The 20,061-nt window shown below is 67.1% G+C and carries 30 protein-coding genes and 1 pseudogene; 28 read left to right on the top strand and 3 right to left on the bottom strand.

The window, feature by feature from the left end; translation table 11 throughout:
- Positions 1-3 precede the first annotated feature (3 nt).
- The 25 genes and pseudogenes from rplB to rplQ all read left to right on the top strand — a co-directional run bounded on the left by rplB (position 4) and on the right by rplQ (position 13,980).
- On the top strand, positions 4-837 hold the full coding sequence (rplB, locus tag ACFQQC_RS18180; RefSeq protein WP_376863949.1) for a 50S ribosomal protein L2: 834 nt from the start codon (positions 4-6) through the stop codon (positions 835-837).
- A gap of 3 nt (positions 838-840) precedes the next feature.
- The gene (rpsS, locus tag ACFQQC_RS18175) at positions 841-1,119 is read left to right on the top strand and encodes a 30S ribosomal protein S19 (protein WP_376863948.1); all 279 of its coding nucleotides are present in this window, start codon (positions 841-843) and stop codon (positions 1,117-1,119) included.
- Positions 1,120-1,122: 3 nt separating this feature from the next.
- On the top strand, positions 1,123-1,503 hold the full coding sequence (rplV, locus tag ACFQQC_RS18170; protein WP_092309758.1) for a 50S ribosomal protein L22: 381 nt from the start codon (positions 1,123-1,125) through the stop codon (positions 1,501-1,503).
- Positions 1,503-2,258: a 30S ribosomal protein S3 gene (gene rpsC, locus ACFQQC_RS18165; RefSeq protein ID WP_141626258.1), complete on the top strand. Its 756-nt coding sequence runs from the start codon at positions 1,503-1,505 to the stop codon at positions 2,256-2,258. The genes rplV and rpsC overlap by 1 nt, the downstream gene beginning before the upstream one ends.
- A 3-nt stretch (positions 2,259-2,261) precedes the next feature.
- Positions 2,262-2,702 carry a 50S ribosomal protein L16 gene (gene rplP / locus ACFQQC_RS18160; RefSeq protein ID WP_141626259.1) on the top strand — a complete coding sequence of 147 codons (441 nt, stop codon included), beginning with the start codon at positions 2,262-2,264 and terminating at the stop codon, positions 2,700-2,702.
- Positions 2,702-2,899: a 50S ribosomal protein L29 gene (gene rpmC, locus ACFQQC_RS18155; protein ID WP_141626260.1), complete on the top strand. Its 198-nt coding sequence runs from the start codon at positions 2,702-2,704 to the stop codon at positions 2,897-2,899. Before rplP ends, rpmC begins: the two co-directional genes overlap by 1 nt.
- 10 nt (positions 2,900-2,909) lie before the next feature.
- Positions 2,910-3,161: a 30S ribosomal protein S17 gene (gene rpsQ / locus ACFQQC_RS18150; RefSeq protein ID WP_141626261.1), complete on the top strand. Its 252-nt coding sequence runs from the start codon at positions 2,910-2,912 to the stop codon at positions 3,159-3,161.
- Positions 3,162-3,179: 18 nt separating this feature from the next.
- Positions 3,180-3,548, top strand: a complete 369-nt coding sequence (rplN, locus tag ACFQQC_RS18145; RefSeq protein ID WP_055832151.1) for a 50S ribosomal protein L14 — start codon at positions 3,180-3,182, stop codon at positions 3,546-3,548.
- Between the two features lie 2 nt (positions 3,549-3,550).
- A complete protein-coding gene (rplX, locus tag ACFQQC_RS18140) occupies positions 3,551-3,859 on the top strand; it encodes a 50S ribosomal protein L24 (RefSeq protein ID WP_376863947.1) in 309 nt (102 codons plus the stop codon).
- Complete coding sequence (gene rplE / locus ACFQQC_RS18135) at positions 3,859-4,416, top strand: 50S ribosomal protein L5 (protein WP_376863946.1); 558 nt, start codon at positions 3,859-3,861, stop codon at positions 4,414-4,416. Before rplX ends, rplE begins: the two co-directional genes overlap by 1 nt.
- Before the next feature lie 19 nt (positions 4,417-4,435).
- Complete coding sequence (rpsN, locus tag ACFQQC_RS18130; RefSeq protein WP_141626264.1) at positions 4,436-4,741, top strand: 30S ribosomal protein S14; 306 nt, start codon at positions 4,436-4,438, stop codon at positions 4,739-4,741.
- A 14-nt stretch (positions 4,742-4,755) separates the two neighbouring features.
- Complete coding sequence (rpsH, locus tag ACFQQC_RS18125) at positions 4,756-5,154, top strand: 30S ribosomal protein S8 (RefSeq protein WP_125256867.1); 399 nt, start codon at positions 4,756-4,758, stop codon at positions 5,152-5,154.
- A gap of 1 nt (position 5,155) precedes the next feature.
- Positions 5,156-5,689 (top strand): 50S ribosomal protein L6, encoded by a 534-nt coding sequence (rplF, locus tag ACFQQC_RS18120; RefSeq protein ID WP_376863945.1) that lies wholly within the window; start codon positions 5,156-5,158, stop codon positions 5,687-5,689.
- 3 nt (positions 5,690-5,692) lie between these two features.
- The gene (gene rplR / locus ACFQQC_RS18115) at positions 5,693-6,049 is read left to right on the top strand and encodes a 50S ribosomal protein L18 (RefSeq protein ID WP_376863944.1); all 357 of its coding nucleotides are present in this window, start codon (positions 5,693-5,695) and stop codon (positions 6,047-6,049) included.
- Positions 6,050-6,061: 12 nt separating this feature from the next.
- Positions 6,062-6,670 carry a 30S ribosomal protein S5 gene (gene rpsE, locus ACFQQC_RS18110; RefSeq protein WP_376863943.1) on the top strand — a complete coding sequence of 203 codons (609 nt, stop codon included), beginning with the start codon at positions 6,062-6,064 and terminating at the stop codon, positions 6,668-6,670.
- 3 nt (positions 6,671-6,673) lie between these two features.
- Positions 6,674-6,871 (top strand): 50S ribosomal protein L30, encoded by a 198-nt coding sequence (rpmD, locus tag ACFQQC_RS18105; protein WP_376863942.1) that lies wholly within the window; start codon positions 6,674-6,676, stop codon positions 6,869-6,871.
- Positions 6,872-7,084: 213 nt separating this feature from the next.
- Positions 7,085-7,525 (top strand): annotated as a pseudogene (gene rplO, locus ACFQQC_RS18100) (50S ribosomal protein L15); the annotation flags it as partial.
- Between the two features lie 255 nt (positions 7,526-7,780).
- A complete protein-coding gene (secY, locus tag ACFQQC_RS18095) occupies positions 7,781-9,181 on the top strand; it encodes a preprotein translocase subunit SecY (RefSeq protein WP_376863941.1) in 1,401 nt (466 codons plus the stop codon).
- 21 nt (positions 9,182-9,202) lie between these two features.
- Positions 9,203-9,775, top strand: a complete 573-nt coding sequence (locus tag ACFQQC_RS18090; RefSeq protein WP_376863940.1) for an adenylate kinase — start codon at positions 9,203-9,205, stop codon at positions 9,773-9,775.
- A gap of 48 nt (positions 9,776-9,823) precedes the next feature.
- On the top strand, positions 9,824-10,582 hold the full coding sequence (locus tag ACFQQC_RS18085; RefSeq protein WP_376863939.1) for an energy transducer TonB: 759 nt from the start codon (positions 9,824-9,826) through the stop codon (positions 10,580-10,582).
- Between the two features lie 62 nt (positions 10,583-10,644).
- Entirely contained in the window at positions 10,645-11,448 is an 804-nt protein-coding gene (locus ACFQQC_RS18080) for a TonB family protein (RefSeq protein ID WP_376863938.1), read from the top strand.
- A 130-nt stretch (positions 11,449-11,578) separates the two neighbouring features.
- A complete protein-coding gene (gene rpsM / locus ACFQQC_RS18075; protein ID WP_331046916.1) occupies positions 11,579-11,947 on the top strand; it encodes a 30S ribosomal protein S13 in 369 nt (122 codons plus the stop codon).
- A 10-nt stretch (positions 11,948-11,957) separates the two neighbouring features.
- On the top strand, positions 11,958-12,347 hold the full coding sequence (gene rpsK, locus ACFQQC_RS18070; protein WP_141626275.1) for a 30S ribosomal protein S11: 390 nt from the start codon (positions 11,958-11,960) through the stop codon (positions 12,345-12,347).
- Between the two features lie 85 nt (positions 12,348-12,432).
- A complete protein-coding gene (locus ACFQQC_RS18065) occupies positions 12,433-13,452 on the top strand; it encodes a DNA-directed RNA polymerase subunit alpha (protein ID WP_376863937.1) in 1,020 nt (339 codons plus the stop codon).
- A 108-nt stretch (positions 13,453-13,560) separates the two neighbouring features.
- Positions 13,561-13,980, top strand: coding sequence for a 50S ribosomal protein L17 (gene rplQ / locus ACFQQC_RS18060; protein WP_141626277.1), 420 nt, complete (start codon positions 13,561-13,563; stop codon positions 13,978-13,980).
- 128 nt (positions 13,981-14,108) lie between these two features.
- Here the strand turns inward: rplQ and ACFQQC_RS18055 are convergent, their stop codons facing one another.
- The gene (locus ACFQQC_RS18055) at positions 14,109-14,516 is read right to left on the bottom strand and encodes a hypothetical protein (RefSeq protein ID WP_376863936.1); all 408 of its coding nucleotides are present in this window, start codon (positions 14,514-14,516) and stop codon (positions 14,109-14,111) included.
- A 165-nt stretch (positions 14,517-14,681) separates the two neighbouring features.
- Between ACFQQC_RS18055 and ACFQQC_RS18050 the strand changes: the two genes are divergently transcribed.
- Positions 14,682-15,539 (top strand): hypothetical protein, encoded by an 858-nt coding sequence (locus ACFQQC_RS18050; RefSeq protein ID WP_376863935.1) that lies wholly within the window; start codon positions 14,682-14,684, stop codon positions 15,537-15,539.
- Here the strand turns inward: ACFQQC_RS18050 and ACFQQC_RS18045 are convergent.
- Positions 15,529-16,389, bottom strand: a complete 861-nt coding sequence (locus tag ACFQQC_RS18045; protein ID WP_376863934.1) for a hypothetical protein — start codon at positions 16,387-16,389, stop codon at positions 15,529-15,531. The two genes, ACFQQC_RS18050 and ACFQQC_RS18045, sit on opposite strands and share 11 nt — an antisense overlap.
- Complete coding sequence (locus ACFQQC_RS18040) at positions 16,379-17,287, bottom strand: ABC transporter ATP-binding protein (RefSeq protein WP_376863933.1); 909 nt, start codon at positions 17,285-17,287, stop codon at positions 16,379-16,381. The genes ACFQQC_RS18045 and ACFQQC_RS18040 overlap by 11 nt, the downstream gene beginning before the upstream one ends.
- A gap of 144 nt (positions 17,288-17,431) precedes the next feature.
- Between ACFQQC_RS18040 and ACFQQC_RS18035 the strand changes: the two genes are divergently transcribed.
- The gene (locus ACFQQC_RS18035) at positions 17,432-18,667 is read left to right on the top strand and encodes an ectonucleotide pyrophosphatase/phosphodiesterase (protein WP_376863932.1); all 1,236 of its coding nucleotides are present in this window, start codon (positions 17,432-17,434) and stop codon (positions 18,665-18,667) included.
- Between the two features lie 42 nt (positions 18,668-18,709).
- Positions 18,710-20,035, top strand: a complete 1,326-nt coding sequence (locus tag ACFQQC_RS18030) for a TCR/Tet family MFS transporter (protein WP_376863931.1) — start codon at positions 18,710-18,712, stop codon at positions 20,033-20,035.
- Positions 20,036-20,061: the final 26 nt, after the last annotated feature.

Here is a 20,061-nt window from a genome sequence, read left to right as displayed (position 1 = left end):
CACATGGCTTTGAAGACCTACAATCCGACTTCGCCGGGCCGTCGCGCCCTGGTGCTGATCGACCGCTCGGAGCTCCACAAGGGCCGTCCCGAGAAGTCGCTGACCGAAGGCCTGACCAAGTCGGGCGGTCGTGGTCAGGGCGGTCGCATCGCTGTCCGCTTCCGCGGCGGCGGCGCCAAGACCCTGTACCGCAAGATCGACTTCAAGCGTCGCAAGTTCGCCTCGGCGACCGTCGAACGCCTGGAATACGATCCGAACCGCACCGCCTTCATCGCCCTCATCGTCTATGAAGACGGCGAAAAGGCCTACATCATCGCGCCGCAACGCCTGAAGGCGGGCGACACGGTGGTCGCTGGTGAAAAGGTCGACGTGAAGCCGGGCAACGCGATGCCGCTGCGCTCGATCCCGGTCGGCACGATCATCCACAACGTCGAAATGAAGCCGGGCAAGGGCGCCCAGCTGGCCCGTTCGGCCGGCGCCTACGCCCAGCTGGTCGGTCGCGATCAGGGCTACGCCCAGATCCGTCTCGGCTCGGGCGAGCTTCGCATGGTCCTGGACGGCTGCATGGCCACGGTGGGCGCGGTTTCGAACCCCGACCACATGAACCAGAACCTCGGCAAGGCCGGTCGCAAGCGTCACATGGGCTTCCGCCCGCACGTCCGCGGCGTCGCCATGAACCCGATCGACCACCCGCACGGTGGTGGTGAAGGCCGGACCTCTGGTGGTCGTACCCCGGTTACCCCGTGGGGCAAGGACACCAAGGGCACCCGTACCCGCAAGAACAAGTCGACGGACAAGTACATCATCCGTACCCGTCACGTTAAGAAGGCTCGCTAACCGATGGCCCGCTCCTCCTGGAAAGGCCCGTTTGTCGACGGGTATCTGCTCAAGAAGGCCGACGCTGTTCAATCGTCGGGCCGCAAGGACGTGATCAAGACCTGGTCGCGCCGCTCCACCATCCTGCCGCAGTTCGTCGGTCTGACGTTCGGCGTCCACAACGGCCTGAAGCACGTGCCGGTCACCGTCTCGGAAGAGATGGTCGGCATGAAGTTCGGCGAGTTCTCCCCGACCCGGAACTTCCCGGGCCACGCGGCGGACAAGAAGGCCAAGAGGAAGTAATCCATGGCCCAGACCAAGAACCCCCGCCGGGTCGGTCAGACCGAAGCCCGCGCCAAGCTGGTGAACGTCCGGATCAGCCCCCAGAAGCTGAACCTGGTCGCCGCCTCGATCCGCGGTCTGCCGGTGCAGAAGGCGCTCAACGAGCTGGAATTCAGCCGTAAGCGCATCGCCACCGACGTCCGCAAGGTCCTGTACTCGGCGATCTCGAACGCCGAGAACAACCACAACCTCGACATCGACAACTTGGTCGTCGCCGAGGCCTTCGTGGGCAAGAACCTGGTGATGAAGCGTTTCGCGAGCCGTGCTCGTGGTCGCTCGTCGCGCATCCTGAAACCGTTCAGCGAGATCACCATCGTGGTCCGTGAAGCCGGCGAGGCCGCCTGATGGGTCAGAAAATCAATCCGATCGGTTTCCGCCTCGGCGTGAACCGCACGTGGGACAGCCGCTGGTTCGCCGACGGCGCCTCCTACGCCCGCCTGCTGCACCAGGACCTGAAGCTGCGCGAGTGGCTGAAGGAGCGCCTGCAAGCCGCCGGCGTGTCGCGCATCATCATCGAGCGCCCGCACAAGAAGTGCCGCGTGACGATCTACGCCGCCCGTCCGGGTGTCGTGATCGGCAAGAAGGGCGCCGACATCGAGAAGCTCCGCAAGGACATCTCGGCCCGCACTGAAGGCGAAGTTCACCTGAACATCGTCGAAGTCCGCAAGCCGGAGACCGACGCGCAGCTGATCGCTGAAAACATCGCGCAGCAGCTGGAACGCCGTATCGCGTTCCGCCGCGCCATGAAGCGTGCGATGCAGTCGGCCATGCGCCTGGGCGCCAAGGGCGTCCGCATCAACGTTTCGGGTCGCCTCGGCGGCGCTGAAATCGCCCGTATGGAATGGTATCGCGAAGGTCGCGTGCCGCTTCACACCCTGCGCGCCGACATCGACTACGGCTTCATCGAAGCCAAGACGACCTACGGCATCATCGGCGTGAAGGTCTGGGTCTTCAAGGGTGAGGTGCTCGAGCACGACCCGATGGCCCAGGACAAGCGCTGGGCCCAGGAAGCCTCGGGTCCGTCGTCGAACGAAGGCCGTGAACGTGGCCCCCGCGGTGATCGCGGCCCGCGTCGCGACCGCGGACGTGGTGAGAACTAAGTCATGCTGCAACCGAAAAAGACCAAATACCGCAAGGCCTTCAAGGGCCGGATCCACGGTTCGGCCAAGGGCGGCTTCTCGCTGAACTTCGGCTCGTACGGCCTGAAGACGGTCGAGCCGGAACGCATCACTGCGCGTCAGATCGAGGCGGCCCGCCGCGCGATCACCCGCCAGATGAAGCGTCAGGGCCGCGTCTGGATCCGGGTCTTCCCGGACCTGCCCGTCACGGGCAAGCCGGCTGAAGTCCGGATGGGCAAGGGCAAGGGCGCCGTGGACCACTGGGCCGCGCGCTGCCACCCGGGCCGTATCCTGTTCGAAATCGACGGCGTGCCGGACGATGTGGCGCGTGAAGCGCTGCGCCTCGGCGCCGCCAAGCTGCCGGTCCGCACCAAGGTGGTCACCCGCCTCGACGCCGGCATCGCTCATGTGGAGGCTGCTGCCTGATGACCAAGATCGCCGATCTCCGGTCGCAAACCGCCGACCAGCTGTCCGACGAGCTGCTGAAGCTCAAGAAGGAACAGTTCAACCTGCGCTTCCAGGCCGCCACCGGCCAGATGGAAAAGACCCACCGGGTCTCGGAAGTGCGCAAGGACATCGCCCGCATCTCCACGCTTCTGCGTGAGAAGCGCGCGGCTGTTTAAGGAAACGAAGATGCCGAAGCGAATTCTCGAAGGCGTGGTCGTCTCCGACAAGGGCGACAAGACTGTCATCGTCAAGGTCGAGCGCACCCTGCTGCACCCGGTCCTGAAGAAGACCGTCCGTCTGTCCAAGAAGTACCACGCTCACGACGAAGCGAACGCCCTGAAGGTCGGTGACCTGGCCCGCATCGTCGAGTGCGCCCCGAAGTCCAAGCTGAAGCGCTGGGAAGTCCTGTCGGACGCCTCGGCCGCCTCGGCCTCGTAAGAAGAAGGATCGGATCCCATGATCCAGATGCAAACTAACCTGGAGGTGGCCGACAATTCGGGCGCTCGCCGGGTCATGTGCATCAAGGTGCTTGGCGGCTCGAAGCGCCGCTACGCCTCGGTGGGCGACACCATTGTCGCCTCGGTGAAGGAAGCGATTCCGCGCGGCCGCGTGAAGAAGGGCGACGTCGTTCGCGCCATCGTCGTGCGCACCGCCAAGGACATCATGCGCAAGGACGGCTCTGTCATCCGTTTCGACAAGTCGGCCGCCGTCATCGTCAACAAGCAAAACGAGCCTGTCGGCACCCGTATCTTCGGGCCGGTTCCGCGCGAGCTGCGCGCCAAGAACCACATGAAGATCATCTCGCTGGCTCCGGAGGTCCTGTAACCATGGCCGCCAAGATCAAAAAGGGCGACAACGTCGTCATCCTGACCGGCAAGGACAAGGGTCGTACCGGCCAGGTCCTGAAGGTCCTTCCGACCGAGAACCGCGTGCTCGTGCAAGGCATCAACATGGTGCAGCGCCACACGCGTCCGACCCAGGGCGACCCCCAGGGCGGCATCAAGAACAAGGAAGCCTCGCTTCACCTGTCGAACGTCGCGATCGCCGACGCCAACGGCAAGGCGACCCGCGTCGGCTTCAAGGTCGAGGGGGACAAGAAGGTCCGCTTCGCCAAGACGACGGGAGACGTCATCTAATGGCTGACACCACCTACACCCCGCGCCTCAAGACCGAGTACACGGACCGGATCCGTGCGGCCCTGAAGGAAAAGTTCGGCTACACGAACGAAATGCAGATCCCCAAGCTGGACAAGATCGTCCTGAACATGGGTATCGGTGAAGCCGTCGCCGACTCCAAGAAGGCCACCGCGGCCCTCAAGGACCTGACTGCCATCGCCGGTCAGAAGGCTGTCGCCACCAAGGCCCGTAACTCGATCGCCGGCTTCAAGCTGCGTGAAGGCATGGTCGTCGGCGGCAAGGTCACCCTGCGCGGCGCCCAGATGTATGAGTTCCTGGATCGCTTCATCACGATCGCGCTGCCGCGCGTGAAGGATTTCCGCGGTCTGAAGGGCACGTCCTTCGACGGTCGTGGCAACTACGCCACCGGCCTGAAGGAGCACATCGTGTTCCCGGAAATCAACTACGACCAGATCGACCAGATGTGGGGCATGGACATCATCGTCTGCACCACGGCCAAGACCGATGAGGAAGCCAAGGCTCTCCTCACCGAGTTCAAGTTCCCGTTCGTGAACTGAGCGGGAAAGGGAAAGAACAATGGCAAAGAAGTCCGCTGTAAACCGTAACGAGAAGGTCAAGGCCCTCGTCGCGAAGTACGCCGACAAGCGCGCCGCCCTCAAGGCGACCGCAAACGACGAGTCCCTGCCGCTGGAGGAGCGCTTCGAGGCGCGCCTGAAGCTGGCGGAACTGCCGCGCAACTCGGCTCCGAACCGCATCCGCAACCGCTGCGAAGTGACGGGCCGCCCGCGCGCCTATTACCGCAAGCTGAAGATGAGCCGGATCGCCCTGCGTGAGCTGGGCAACCTGGGTCAGATCCCTGGCCTGACCAAGTCGAGCTGGTAAGGGGAGCAACAGATATGATGATCAACGATCCCCTGAGCGACATGATCGCCCGCATCAAGAACGCTGCGACCCGCAAGCGTTCGAAGGTGCTGACCCCGGCCTCCCGCCTGCGCCAGCGCGTCCTGGACGTGCTGCAGGACGAAGGCTACATCCGCGGCTACAGCCTGGTGCAAAACCCGGGTGAGTTCCCGCAGTTCGAGATCGAGCTGAAGTATTTCGACGGCCAGCCGGTGATCGCCGAGATCGCCCGCGTGTCGAAGCCCGGCCGCCGCGTCTATTCGGCCATCAGCGACCTGAAGCCGATCAAGAACGGCCTCGGCATCTCGATCCTCTCGACGTCCAAGGGCGTCATGTCGGACGCTGCCGCCCGCGACGCCAATGTCGGCGGCGAAGTCCTCTGCAGGGTCTACTAATATGTCCCGTATCGGCAAGAAAACCATCGCAGTGCCGAAGGGCGTGACTGTCACGCTCGACGGCCAGAACATCACCGTCAAGGGTCCGAAGGGCGAACGCTCCTGGACCGTCGCGGAAGAGATCGAAGTCAAGCAGGAAGGCGATGAACTGTCGCTGACCCCGCGTTCGGACACCCAGCGCGCTCGCGCGATGTGGGGCCTGTCGCGCACCCTGGTCGACAACATGGTCACCGGCGTCACCACCGGCTTCGAGAAGTCGCTGGAGCTGGTCGGCGTGGGTTACCGGGCCGCGATGAAGGGCAACGCCCTGTCGCTGCAGCTCGGCTTCTCGCACGACGTCGACATCGATCCGCCGGCCGGCGTTTCGTTCGCTGTTCCGAAGCAGACCGAGATCAAGATCTCGGGCCCGGACAAGCAAGCCGTCGGTCAGGTCGCCGCGGTCATCCGCAAGCTGCGTCCGCCGGAGCCCTACAAGGGCAAGGGCGTCCGTTACGCCGGCGAGACCGTGCGTCGCAAGGAAGGCAAGAAGAAGTAAGTCATGGCTCTTTCTCTTCAACAGCAAGCCAAGCGCCGCGCCGAGCGCAACCGTCGCCGCCTGAAGGCTGTCGCCAACGGCCGTCTGCGCCTGTCGGTGTCGCGTTCGGACAAGAACATCTCGGCCCAGATCATCGACGACGCCCAGGGCGTCACGGTGGCCGCCGCCTCGTCGCTGGAAGGCGGCAAGGGCTCGAAGGGCTCGGACGTCGCCGCAGCTGCCGCCATCGGCAAGCTGATCGCCGAACGCGCCATCGAGAAGGGCGTCAAGGACGTCGTCTTCGACCGCGGCGGTTACATCTATCACGGACGGGTGAAGGCGCTGGCGGAAGCCGCGCGTGAAGCCGGCCTGAACTTCTAAGGGACGCGACACATGGCGCAAGCACCCCAACGTGGCGGCGGCGGCAACGACCGCAATCGTCGCGACAACCGCAACGCTCCCGCTGTCGACGGCCCGGATTCGGACATCGTCGAGAAGCTGGTGCACATCAACCGCGTCGCCGCCACCGTGAAGGGCGGCCGTCGCTTCAGCTTCGCTGCCCTGATGGTCGTCGGTGACGGCAAGGGCCGCGTCGGCTTCGGTCACGGCAAGGCGCGCGAAGTGCCGGAAGCCATCCGCAAGGCGACCGAAGAAGCCAAGAAGACCATGATCAAGGTTCCGCTGCGCGAGAACCGCACCCTGCACCACGACGGCAACGGCCGTTGGGGCGCCGGCAAGATCATGATGCGCGCTGCCCCTCCCGGGACCGGCGTGATCGCGGGTGGTCCGATGCGCGCCGTGCTCGAAACCCTCGGCGTCCAGGACGTCGTCGGCAAGTCGACGGGTTCGTCGAACCCCTACAACATGATCCGTGCGACGTTCGAGGCCCTCAAGGTCCAGTCGTCGCCGCGTCAGGTCGCTTCGAAGCGTGGCAAGAAGGTCGCTGACCTGATGGGCCGCCGCAACGACGGCGCCTCGTCGCCTGAAGCCATCGAGGGCTAAGACATGGCCAAGACCGAATCGAAAGCCACCGTCACCATCCGCCAGACGGCCTCGCCGATCCGCCGCAAGTCGGACCAGCGCGCCACCCTGGTCGGCCTGGGCCTGAACCGCGTGGGTCGTGAATCGACCCTCGAGGACACCCCCTCGGTGCGCGGCATGATCGCCAAGGTCCACCACATGGTGGAAGTGGTCGAGAAGTAACTGAATCTCCCTCCCCCGACGGGGGAGGGAAGATCACCGCTTGCGGTGATCGGGTGGGGGCGGCTATAGGCCGCCCTTCATTGCGTTCGGGGGTTGCTTTGGCCGCCCCCACCCGGCCGCTTCGCGGCCACCCTCTCCGAGCGGGGAGGGAGACAACAGATAACCGCCGAGTCCGGATCACTCCGGGCGCTAGAACCCGAAAGGATCAGGCACATGAAACTGAACGAAATTCGCGACAACGAAGGCGCCCACAAGAAGCGCATGCGCGTCGGCCGCGGCCCGGGCTCGGGCAAGGGCAAGACCGCCGGTCGCGGCGTCAAGGGTCAGAAGTCCCGTTCGGGCGTCGCCATCGGCGGCTTCGAAGGCGGCCAGATGCCGCTGTACATGCGTATGCCGAAGCGCGGCTTCAACAACCCGAACGCGCTGAAGCTGGCTGAAGTGAACCTGTGGCGCCTGCAAGAGGCGATCGACGCCGGCAAGCTGGACATCAAGGGCGAGATCAAGGGCGACGCCCTGGTCGCCGCCGGCGTGATCCGCCGCGTCAAGGACGGCGTCCGTCTGCTGGGCACCGGCGAGATCAAGGGCAAGCTGAACCTGGTCGTCTGGTCGGCATCGGCCGGCGCCAAGGCCGCCATCGAAGCCGCCGGCGGTTCGGTCGTCGAGCAACGCATCGAAGCGGAAGCCAAGGCCGCCGCCCGCGTCGAGAAGCGCAACGCCGCCAAGGGCAAGGCTCCGGCCCCCAAGGCGCCGAAGGGCGACGCCAACAAGGTCTCGGCCCGCGCCAAGCGCACGGCCGCGAAGTAAAAAGACGGACGGGCGCCCTCGCCATGAGGGCGCCCTTCTCCTATCTGGACGCAGGCGCGGACTCGTCGTCCGATGCGCCGCGTTCTGATCAGTCGGGGTGACACTATGGCTTCGGCCGCCGAACAACTCGCAGCAAACATGAACATGGGCTCGTTCGCCAAGGCGACCGAGCTGCACAAACGCCTGCTCTTCACGGTGCTGGCGCTGATCGTGTTCCGCCTGGGCTGCTATATTCCGATCCCCGGCATCAACAACGAACAGTTCCTGGCCTTCTTCCAGGATCCGGATGGCCAGCGCGGCATCCTGGACATGCTGAACATGTTCTCCGGCGGCGCCGTGCAGAACATGGCCGTCTTCGCGCTGAACGTGATGCCGTACATCTCGGCCTCGATCATCGTGCAGCTGATGGGCGCGGTGTATCCGCCCTGGGAAAAGCTGCGCAAGGAAGGCGGCGAGAGCGGCCGCAAGCAACTGAACCAGTACACCCGTTACCTGACGGTCGTCCTGGCCCTGGCCCAGGCCTTCGGCATCGCCACCCAGCTGAACGGTCAGCCGGGCCTGATCGACGAACCGGGCCTGTTCTTCATCATCACCACCACGACCTGCCTGACCGCCGGGACCATGTTCCTGATGTGGCTGGGTGAGCAGGTGACCGCGCGCGGCGTCGGCAACGGCATCTCGCTGATCATCTTCGCCGGTATCGTCGCGGTCCTGCCGGGCACCATCGCCAATATGTTCGGCCTGGCCCAGCAGGGTCAGATGTCGCCCTTCGCCCTGATCGCCATCGTCGCCATGGCCGTCGCCGTCGTTGTCTTCATCGTCTTCATGGAGCGCGCCCAGCGCCGCCTTCTGATCCAGTATCCGAAGCGCCAGGAGGGCAACCGCATGGCCGGGGGCGAGCGTTCGTTCCTGCCGCTGAAGGTCAACACCGCCGGCGTCATCCCGCCGATCTTCGCCTCGTCGCTGCTGATGCTGCCGACCACGGTCGCCCAGTTCACCAACCAGGCCAACCTGCCCGCCTACCTGTCGTGGCTGCCGGGTCTGGCTGGTCAGCTGACCCACGGCCAGCCGGTGTTCACCGTGCTGTACGCGGTCCTGATCATCTTCTTCTGCTTCTTCTACACCTCGATCACCTTCAACCCCGAGGACACGGCCGAGAACCTGCGCAAGTACGGCGGCTTCCTGCCGGGCATCCGTCCGGGCAAGCGTACGGCCGAGTATCTGGACTACGTCCTGACCCGCCTGACCGTGATCGGCGCCGCCTACATCACCGCCGTCTGTATCCTGCCGGAAATCCTGGTCGCCAACCTGGGCCAGAGCTTCTACTTCGGCGGCACCTCGGTGCTGATCGTGGTCTCGGTGACCATGGACACCGTGGCGCAGATCCAGTCGCACCTGCTGGCCCACCAGTACGAAGGCCTGATCAAGAAGGCCAAGCTGCGTGGTCGCGGACAAGGCAAGGGCCAGACCAAGGGCAAGGGCGTGACCGCGCCCGCCCGCCGCTAAGCTGACCTGAGGGGGGAAGCGATGAACCTGATCCTGTTCGGCCCGCCGGCCGCCGGCAAGGGCACCCAGGCCAAGCGTCTGGTCGAGACCCGGGGCATGGTCCAGCTGTCGACCGGCGACATGCTGCGCGCCGCGATCGCCTCGGGCTCGGAGCTGGGCCTGAAGGTCAAGGACGTGCTGGCGCGCGGCGACCTCGTCACCGACGAGATCGTCATCGCCCTGATCGAGGACCGTCTGCCGGAGGCCGAGGCCGCCGGCGGCGCCATCTTCGACGGCTTCCCGCGCACCGTGGCCCAGGCCGAGGCGCTGGACGCCATGCTGGCCAAGCGCGGCGCCCAGATCGACGCCGTGGTCCGCCTGAAGGTCGACGACGCCGCCCTGACCGAGCGGATCGCCAAACGCTTCGCCGAACAGGGCCGCCCGGACGACAATCCGGCGACCTTCGTCGACCGTCTGGCCGTCTACAACAAGCAGACCGCCCCGCTGCTTCCCTACTATGAAGCCCAGGGCAAGCTGACCGAGATCGACGGCATGGGCTCGATCGAAGAGGTCACCGCCGGTCTGGACGCCGCCCTGAACGGCGCCGCCGCCTGATTTCCGGTCCCGTCCGCTGACCGGCGGACGGGGACCTTCCCCGACAGCATGCGTTCATCTGCCATGTGGCAGAGGGCGCAGGTGAACACGGGCCATCCGATCCTGAAGAACCGCCGGCTGCGCAACGCCGGTCTGGCCGTCGGCATCGTCGCGGTCCATCTGGTCGTGTTCGCGGTCATCGGCCGGGGCGGACCGGCGGGACCGCCGGCCCTGCCGCAACCGGCGTTCGAGGTGGTGCTGATCAATCCGCCGGAGCCGCCGCCGCCACCGCCGCCGCCGCCCAATCCGTCGCCCGTGGCCGGGGGAGGGGCGCCCGCCGCCCCGTCGCGCATCCATACGCCGCCGCCGCCGCCCGTCCCGCCGCCCGACAGCCCGCCCGCGCCCGTGGTCCAGGCCCCCGAGCCGGCCCTCACCGTGGGCGTGTCCCCGATCGCCTCGCCCGAGCCGGGCTTCGGCCAGGGCGGGCAGGGGACCGGGACCGGAACCGGGGCCGGGGAGGGCGACGGCCCCGGTTCGGGCTCCGGCGCCCTGATCCTGCGCGGGGCCAACGGGCGGGAGATCTTCGAGGACACCCCGCGCGAGCTGCGTCGCCGCGCCCGCAATGTCGACGTCACGGTCAATTGCGAGATCCGGCTGGATGAACGACTGAGCGGCTGTCGCGTGGTGGAGGAACGTCCGCCGGGGCAGGGGTTCGGCGCCGTGGCCGTGCGGGTGGCCGAGGGCCGCTTCCGCGTCCGCCCGCCCATGACCGCCTCGGGCCGGCCGATCCCGGGCGGCCGCATCACCATCGGGGTGATCTGGCCCTGATCCTGGCGGCTTTCCATTCGCGGAATGCTGTTACATGATGGCCTCCGGAGAGGAGGCCGCGCATGCTGATCGTGGAACACCGCCCCGTTCGGGTGGAGCCGTCCAGACGTTTGCTGGCGATCATGGTCGTCCTGCTTCTGCATCTGGCGCTCATTGTGTGGATGGCCATGACGCGCGGGCTGGTCGAGCCTCAGCCACCGCTGACGGTCCCGACGATCGAGATACGGCTGTTCCCGCCCGGTGGCGGCGGCGCCCCGGCGTCCGCGGATGCCGGGACCGAGGCCTCCACGGGGAGTGTCGCGCCTGCGTCCGCCCGGATTCCCGAAGTTGTAGAGCCCTGGGACAACCAGCCGCCGGCCCGGACCGACGCCTCGCCGTCGGAACTGCTGGTCGGTTTGGGCGCGGTGGAGCCCGGCCCCGCGACGACGGTTGTGAGCGCGGCGACGGAGGAGGCCGGCTCCGGCTCCGCCTCGGGCGGCTCCGGGACGGGCGTAGGCGGCGGCAGCGGATCCGGCATCGGAGCCGGGGTCGGCTCGGGGCGTGGTGGAGAACGGGCGACCGGCGGCAGTTTCGTCGGCCCTCAACTCCTGCGGCGTCCGACCCAGATCGACATCGACCGCTCCTACCCGGCCATGGCGCGTGTGCGCAGGCTGAACGGTCAGGCGGTCATCTCCTGCGTCATCGGGAGCGACACGAAGTTGAGGAGTTGCCGGGTTCTGCGCGAGACCCCTGAACGCCATGGATTCGGTGAGGCGGCCGTCACGCTGGCCAATGAGTACCGGTATCAGCCGCCGATGCGGGACGGTCGACCGGTGGAGGGGCACGTCATCACCTTCTCCGTCGATTACCGCCGCCATGTGGGGTGACGCCGCGTCTCAGGCGTTGACGGAAACTGAATCCCCTGTATAAGGCCCGCTTCCGCGAAGGGCGCGACACGCTCCTGGTCTGTTGACCGGAGCGTTTATTGCGTCCGCACACGCGTATCTGGAGAGCTTCGTGGCCCGTATTGCTGGCGTCAACATCCCGACCAACAAGCGCGTTGAAATCGCGCTTCAGTACATCCATGGCATCGGCCCCGCGGCCGCCAAGGACATCACCGAGAAGGTCGGCATCGAGTCCGCCCGTCGCGTGAACCAACTGACGGACGCTGAAGTCCTGCAGATCCGCGAGACGATCGACCGCGATCACACCGTGGAAGGCGACCTGCGTCGTGAGACCTCGATGAACATCAAGCGTCTGATGGACCTGGCCTGCTACCGCGGCCTGCGTCACCGCAAGGGCCTGCCGGTCCGCGGCCAGCGCACGCACACCAACGCCCGCACCCGCAAGGGTCCCGCCAAGCCGATCGCCGGCAAGAAGAAGTAAGAGCTGACACATGGCCAAGGAACCGGGTCGCGTTAAGAAGCGCGAGCGCAAGAACATCACCTCGGGCGTCGCCCACGTGAATGCTTCGTTCAACAACACGATGGTCACGATCACGGATGCCCAGGGCAACGCGATCTCGTGGTCGTCGGCGGGTCACATGGGCTTCAAGGGTTCGCGCAAGTCGACCCCGTACGCCGCCCAGATGGCTGCTGAAGACGCCGGCAAGAAAGCCGCTGAACACGGCGTCAAGACCCTCGAGGTCAACGTGTCGGGTCCGGGTTCCGGCCGTGAATCGGCCCTGCGCGCCCTGCAGGCCGTGGGCATGACCATCACGACCATCCGCGACGTCACCCCGATGCCGCACAACGGTTGCCGTCCGCCCAAGCGCCGCCGCGTCTAAGCGTACCGCCGCCGACTCTATTCTCCGTCGCTCCCGAGACGCCTGACGAGGCGGGGAGCGGCGAACACCGACTCGAGGGACATCCATGATCGAACGAAACTGGCAAGAGCTGATCCGTCCCGAGAAGCCGCAGATCGAGGCGAGCTCCGACCCCCAGCGCAAGGCGCGCCTGGTCGCTGAGCCCCTGGAACGCGGTTTCGGCGTGACGCTCGGCAACGCCCTGCGTCGTGTTCTCCTGTCGTCGCTGCAAGGCGCCGCGGTGACCGCGATCCAGATCGACGGCGTCGTCCACGAATTCTCGTCGCTGGAAGGCGTGCGGGAAGACGTCGTCGACATCGTGCTGAACATCAAGCAACTGGCGCTGCGCATGCACGCCGAAGGTCCGAAGCGCATGACCCTGCGCGCCACGGGCCCCGGTGTCGTGACGGCCGGCCAGATCGACGTCCCGGCGGACATCGAGGTGCTGAACCCGGATCACGTCATCTGCACTCTGGATGACGGCGCTTCGATCCGCATGGAACTGACCGTCCAGAACGGCAAGGGCTATGTGGCTTCGGAGTTCAACCGTCCGGAAGACGCCCCGATCGGCCTGATCGCCGTCGACGCCCTGTACTCGCCGGTCAAGCGCGTCGCCTATCGCGTCGAGCCGACCCGTCAGGGCCAGTCGCTGGACTACGACAAGCTGGTGCTGGAAGTCGAAACCAACGGCGCTGTCTCGCCGGTTGACGCGGTGGCCTACGCCTCGCGCATCCTGCAGGACCAGCTGCAGATCTTCATCACCTTCGACGAGCCGAAGAAGGCTGTTGAGCAGTCGGACGGCAAGCCCGACCTGCCCTTCAACCCGGCCCTGCTGAAGAAGGTGGACGAGCTGGAGCTGTCGGTCCGTTCGGCCAACTGCCTGAAGAACGACAACATCGTCTACATCGGCGACCTGATCCAGAAGACCGAGGGCGAAATGCTTCGCACCCCGAACTTCGGCCGCAAGTCGCTGAACGAGATCAAGGAAGTTCTCGCGACGATGGGCCTCAGCCTCGGCATGGACGTGCCGAACTGGCCGCCCGAAAACATCGAAGACCTGGCCAAGAAGTTCGACGACCAGATCTAGTTTCAACCCTCCGCCCATGACCCTTTCGGGATCGCGGAGCGGTTAGAATGAGAGAGCCCCAGGTCCACACCGTATCGTGGAAACCAGGGTTGAGTAGGAGAGACCCCGATGCGCCACGGCGCCGCCTATCGCAAGCTCGGCCGTACGGTCAGCCACCGCCAGGCCATGTTCGCCAACATGGCTGCCTCGCTGATCAAGCACGAGCAGATCACGACCACCCTGCCGAAGGCGAAGGAACTGCGTCCCTTCGTCGAGAAGCTGGTCACCCTCGCCAAGAAGGGCGACCTGCACGCTCGTCGTCAGGCCATCAGCCAGGTCCGTGACGTGCCGCAAGTCGGCAAGCTGTTTGAAACGATCGGCCCGCGCTACGCCGAACGTAACGGCGGCTACATCCGCATCATGAAGGCCGGCTTCCGCCACGGCGACAACGCCGCCATGGCCGTGATCGAGTTCGTCGATCGCGACGTGGACGCCAAGGGCCAGGACTCGGGTCCGGTCTACGAAATCGAGGGCGACGACGAAGCCTAAGGCTTCGCTCGTTGGGGCAAAGAGGGGCGGCCGGTGCAGAACCGGTCGCCCCTTTCTCGTTTCCGTAGCGCTGCGATGAGCGAGGCCCTGCGGACCCCGTCCGGCGCGGTGTGATCCCGACGGGCGTTTCAGACGGGCGCCGGCGCGGGCTGTTGCGCGTCGGGGGCCCGGCTCAACAGGACACTCCCGAGTAGCAACAGGGCGACGATGCCCCATTCGAGATAGAGCAGCGCCTGCGCCAGTCCGGGCGTCGCGGGCAGGTCGTTCCAGGCCGCGAGGCTGACGGCGAACTGCAGAACCACCCCGACGCTGACCATCGCCGCCGCGACCTTCCGGCGGCCCATCGCGCGGGACCGCAGGATCCCGGCACACCCGAGAAGGGCTCCGGCGCCGCCCGCCGCGAGCGCCAGCATCCAGCCCGTTCGGACCGTCGCGCTGAACAGCAGGGGCGAGGGGAAGATCAGCGCGAAAGCGATCAGGCCTGCGACGCCAAGGCCAAGGCAGGACACCAGCCGGTAGGGGAGCCGCATCTTCATGACCCTTCGAACGCCTGTATCCGCTGAGCATGCTTGTGGTTGTTCAGTTCTGCAAGTCAGGGGTGTTTTTTTCGATCGCGCGGGCCTGATGAAACCTGACCGCGACGCCGGTGCGCTTGCCTGTCCGGCGCCATCCGTCAGGTTGAGGAAAACAGGAGGTTCCGGATGCGCAACGGACTGGTCGCCCTGATCGCCCTGCTGGGGCTGGGGGGCTGCGCGATGGCCAAACCCCATCTGTATCACCAGCCCGAACCCCGTCAGGTTCTGGAGCATGTGCGCAAGGGCGAGGCGGTCCGGGGCGAACTCCCGGACGGCCGGAGCGTGCTTCTGGAGGATGCGGTGACGGCGGACGGGCTGATCTGTTCGATGACCCTGTCGCCTGCCTGCCTGTCCGCCGCCAGCGTCGTGAGGCTGGAGACTCGGGAGGTTCCGGACACGCCCTGGTGGGGCTATGCGGTCGCTGCGCCCTTCACGCCGATCGTGCTGGCCAATGAGGCGGCGGAGGGGCTGGAGAGGGCCCTGACCGGCGGCCCGCAGACCTTCACCGCGCCCTGGGCGGCGGATGTCCCGGCGCTCTACAATCCCTGCATCGCCTCCGTCCGCCGCGAGGGCGACGGAAGTTGGCCGTCGGACCAGATCATCCGCGCCGACCTCTATCGCCGTCGCGCCGAACTGGACGGGGCCTGTCTGATGCGGCTGGGGCAGGAGTACGCCTATGCGGTCAGCACGCGACGGAGGCTGCATCTCACCGGACAGGTTCGCGCGCGGTTTGAGGCGTTCGCCTGCGTTCGTCCTCGTCCCGCCGTCGAGGCCGCCGCACCGCGGGTGTTCGTGCCAAGAGGCCTGATGCACACCGGCGGGCGCGAGGTCGACTGGCCGGGCGAGCTGGCCCGGCTGCTGGACGATCCGGCGACCTGGACGGCGAACCCGGCCCTGATACAGGCGTGCGCAGCGGCGGGCGGGGTGGCGCCGGACCTGTCGCCGGCGATCGCCCGCGCCCGCGAGGGCTGGCCTATTCCTTAGACAGGTCCTGCCGCTTGAACCAGACCAGCGCGCCGCCCAGCGGGACGAGGGTCCACAGGGCCAGGCCGGTGATCGACTTCCACACCACGGCGGCGGTCATCGGGGCCTCCAGCGGCCCTGCGACGGCGGCCTTCAGGGTGTCATAGGCAAGACCCGGCAGCAGCAGCTGCAGCGTCCAGCCGGTGGGGTCCATGCCCAGCAGGGCCGGGCCGACGCCGCCCAGCAGGCTCTGGATGAAGCCCAGTCCCCACGGCACGATCAGGGCGGCCAGCAGGGAGCGGGTCAACACCGCCGCCAGCAGGCCGACGAGGGTGAACTGGACGATGCGGATATAGGACAGCAGCCAGGTCAGGGCCGCCCCGCCCAGCTCCTTGCCCTCGATGGCGAAGGTCAGGCTCCGGTCATAGACCATCGCCTGGGTCAGCATGAAGATGAAGCTGGCGATCAGGAAGAACAGGCTGCTGACGATAGCGATGATCTTCACCACCCCGACCTTGGCCAGGATCAGCGAGATACGGTCGTTGCGGGCGCTGATCAGCCGCCAGGTCTCCCAGCGGTAGTCGCCGGCGTAGATGGTGGCGGCGGCGATCAGCACGCAGATCAGGACGAAGCCGTTGGCGCAGCCCGCGGCGGCGAAGCCCAGGGCGTCGGCCAGGTTCACGGCCTCGGCGGGCATGTCGAGCGGCAGGTTGGCGGCCTGCGCCGCCTTGTCGCCATTGGTCTTGGTGATCCAGTGGAACAGCACGCCGCCCAGGGCGAACAGCAGAGGCGTCAACAGGACCGAGATGAAGACCAGCACCCGGTTCAGCGAAAAGCGGTAGGCCTCGGCCTTCAGCGCATCAACGAGCATCGGCGGCCTCCTGCACGGCGCCGGTTTCGGTGAAGAAGATGCTTTCGAGGTCGGCGCCGACCCATTTGGCTTCGTGAATGTCGACGCCCTGTTCGACCAGGGCGCGGATGAGGGCAGGGGCCTCGGACCGCTTGATCTCGGCCAGAACGGCCTCGCCGTCGCGGGTGGCGCGGACGCTGAGGTGGCCCAGAACCTTTTCGATCGGCGCGCCGATCAGGCGCAGCCGCTCGCCGCCGGCGGCGGTCAGCTCGCTGACCGCGCCTTCGCGCACCAGCTTGCCCTTGTTCATGATGGCGACGCGGTCGCAGATGCGCTGGACCTCGCTCAACTGGTGGCTGGCCAGAACGATGGTCACGCCGTCGTCGTTGGCGAGCGAGCGGATCAGGCCGCGCATCTCCTGGATGCCGGGCGGGTCCATGCCGCTGGTGGGCTCATCGAGGATGACCAGATCGGGGCGGCTCATCAGCGAGGCGGCGACGCCGAGACGCTGCATCATTCCGACCGAGAAGCCGCGCACCTTGCGGTCCGCCGCCTGGCGGAGGCCGACACGCTCCAGCCAGTGCGGGATCTGCGCCTCGTCACCCAGCCCGTGTTCCTTCGCCAGCCAGGTCAGCACCTGCCGGGCGGTCATGTAGGGCGGGAAGCGCGGGGTCTCGATCATCGAGCCCATCCGGCGCATGGCCGCCACGTCGCCGACGGCGCCGCCCATGATGGTGGCCGAGCCTTCCGTTGGACTGATCAGCCCAAGAAGGATGCGGAACAGGGTCGACTTGCCCGCTCCGTTCGGTCCCAGCACGCCGTAGACGCCGCCCTTGGGAATGGTCAGGTCCAGACCGTCCAGGGCGCGCACGGCGCCATAGGTCTTGGTCAGGCCTCGAGTTTCGATAACAGCGCTCATAAGGCACAGGTTGAACGTGCGTCGCCGCCGCTGGCAACCCGGCTTCGCATTAAGGTTTTGCAACCGCATCGTCGCAGCCTCGCCGCGCGTCGTGCTTCTGTCGCGCTTCCGGGCTAGGCAGGCGCACCCAGTACGGAGTTCGCCATGTTCCTTCGCGCCCTGTTCCTGACCGTCGCCGCCGTCTCGGCGCTGGCCGTGGCCCCCGTGGCGGCCCGGGAGGCGAACGCAACGCCGGCCCGGCCGGTCATCCTGATCGGCGTCGACGGATTCCGCGCGGACTATCTGGATCCGACCAACACCCCGACCCTGTACCGTCTGGCGCAGGAGGGCGTGCAGGCCGAGGGCGGGATGAAGCCGTCCTGGCCCAGCGTGACCTTCCCCAATTTCTACACCCTGGCGACCGGCCTGCATCCGGACCATCACGGGCTGGTCTATAACCGGATGACCGATCCGGACCTGCCGGGCCGCACCTTCGCCCTGTCGAACCGCACCGAGGTGATGGATCGGGTCTGGTACGACGCCGGCGAGCCGATCTGGGTGACCGCCCAGAAGGCGGGGCTGCGCAGCGCCACCCTGTTCTGGCCCGGTTCGGAAGCGCCCGTGCACGGCGTGCGCCCGACCTACTGGCTGCCGTTCGAGCAGTCGGTGCCCTCGATGTCGCGGGTGAACATGGTGCTGGGCTGGATGACCCTGCCGGTCGAGGAGCGGCCGCATCTGACCACCCTCTACTTCGACGTCGTCGACACCATGGGACACCGCCACGGCCCGGACTCCGCCGAGGCCAGGGCCGCCGCCGCCGAGGTGGACGGTGCGGTCGCGGCCCTGCTGACCGGACTGGAGGCGCGGGGGATCGAGGCCGATCTGGTCATCGTCGCCGACCACGGCATGGCGGCCCTGTCGAGCGAGCGGGTCGCCTTCCTTGACGATCTGGTCGATCCGACGGCGATCCGGGTGACGGCGGCGGGCGCGGTCGTGACCCTGGACCCCGTCCCGGGCCGCGAGGCCGAGGTGGAAGCCGCCCTGCTGGGCGTGAAGCCGCACATGGAATGCTGGCGCAAGGGCGAGGTGCCGGCGCGTCTGGCCTACGGAACCCATCCGCGCGTTCCGGCCATCGTCTGTCTGGTCGAGACCGGCTGGACCATCGGCACGCGCGACCGCACCGATCCGGCCCGCATCCGCGGCGGCGCCCACGGCTACGACAATGAAGCGCCCGAGATGCGCGCCCTGTTCATCGCCCGCGGCCCGTCCTTCGTGCAGGGCGGCCGGCTGGCGAACATGGACAGCGTCGATGTGAACCCGCTGCTGGCCCGCCTGCTGGGGGTGGAAGCCCTTCCGGGCGACGGCCGCGCCGAGCACACTCTTCCGGCGATGGCGCGCTGACGTACGGCGGGCTAGAAGGCGCGTCCGCCTGAAAGCCCGCCGATGAACGCCCTGTCCGATCTGAAAGTCCGCCGCGCGGCCATCGCCTTCATCCTGGTGACGGCGGTGCTGGACATCATCGCCATGGGGATCATCATCCCCGTGCTGCCGCATCTGATCGAGGAGTTCGTCGGCTCGAACGCCGAGGCGGGATGGATCAACGGCGTCTTCGTGGCCCTGTGGGCGGGGATGCAGTTCCTCTGCTCGCCCATCATCGGGTCGCTGTCGGACAAGTTCGGCCGGCGTCCGGTCATCCTGATCAGCTGCGCCGGGCTGGCGCTGGACTATGTGCTGATGGCGGTGGCGCCGAACCTCTGGTGGCTGGCCGCCGGGCGGATCATCGCGGGCCTGACCTCCTCCAGCTTCACCACGGTCTTCGCCTACATGGCCGACATCACCGCGCCGGAGAAACGGGCGCGGGCCTACGGGCTGATCGGCGCGGCCTTCTCGCTGGGCTTCGTGCTGGGCCCGGTGCTGGGTGGCTTCCTCGGCGAGCTGGGCCCGCGCGCGCCCTTCTGGTTCGCCGCCGTCCTGTCGGGCGTGGCCTTCCTGTACGGCCTGTTCGTCCTGCCCGAGAGCCTGGCGCCGGAGAAGCGGATGCCGTTCAGCTGGAAGCGGGCCAACCCGATCGGCGCCCTGATCCTGCTGAAGCGTCACGCCGAACTGACCGGCCTCGCGGTCGTGAACTTCCTGCTCTACTTCTCGCACCACGTCTTTTCGGCGGTCTTCGTGCTCTATGCGGGCCTGCGCTACGGCTGGGGGCCGTGGCAGGTCGGCCTGCTGCTGGCGCTGGTCGGCGTGCTGGACATGATCGTGCAGGGGCTGCTGGTCGGCCCTGTCTCGAAGAAGCTGGGCGAGCGCAGGACGCTGGTCGTCGGCCTGATCGGCGGCACTGTCGGGATCAGTCTGATGGGCTGGGCGCCGACCGGCTGGGCCTTCATCACCGCCATGCTGCCCAACGCCCTGTGGGGCCTGGCCATGCCGACCATCCAGGCCCTGATGACCCGCCGCGTGGGCGAGGACGAGCAGGGCCAGCTGCAGGGTGCCAACAACAGCGTCGGGGCCATCGCCGGGGTGCTGTCGCCGCTGTTCTTCGGCTGGATCTACACCCACTCCACCGGCGGAAACTTCAGCAGCGTCGCGCGCTGGATCGAAAGCTGGGCGGGGCAGGGGCCCTTGTCGCGCCTGCTGGTCGGCGGGCTCTATGATCCCGGGCTGGCCTTCTATCTGGCGGCGGTCGTGTTGCTGCTGGCGGCGGTGATCGGCTGGCGCGTCGGTCGGCAGGCCAATCGTGAAGAGGCGGGGCGTGAAGAGGCCGCGGGCGCGTAACTTCGCCGCCTTGATCCGGCCCGAAA

It is taken from the genome of Brevundimonas sp. GCM10030266 (assembly GCF_042666595.1).
Lineage (GTDB): Bacteria > Pseudomonadota > Alphaproteobacteria > Caulobacterales > Caulobacteraceae > Brevundimonas.
This window is presented reverse-complemented; position numbering and strand designations above follow the sequence as displayed.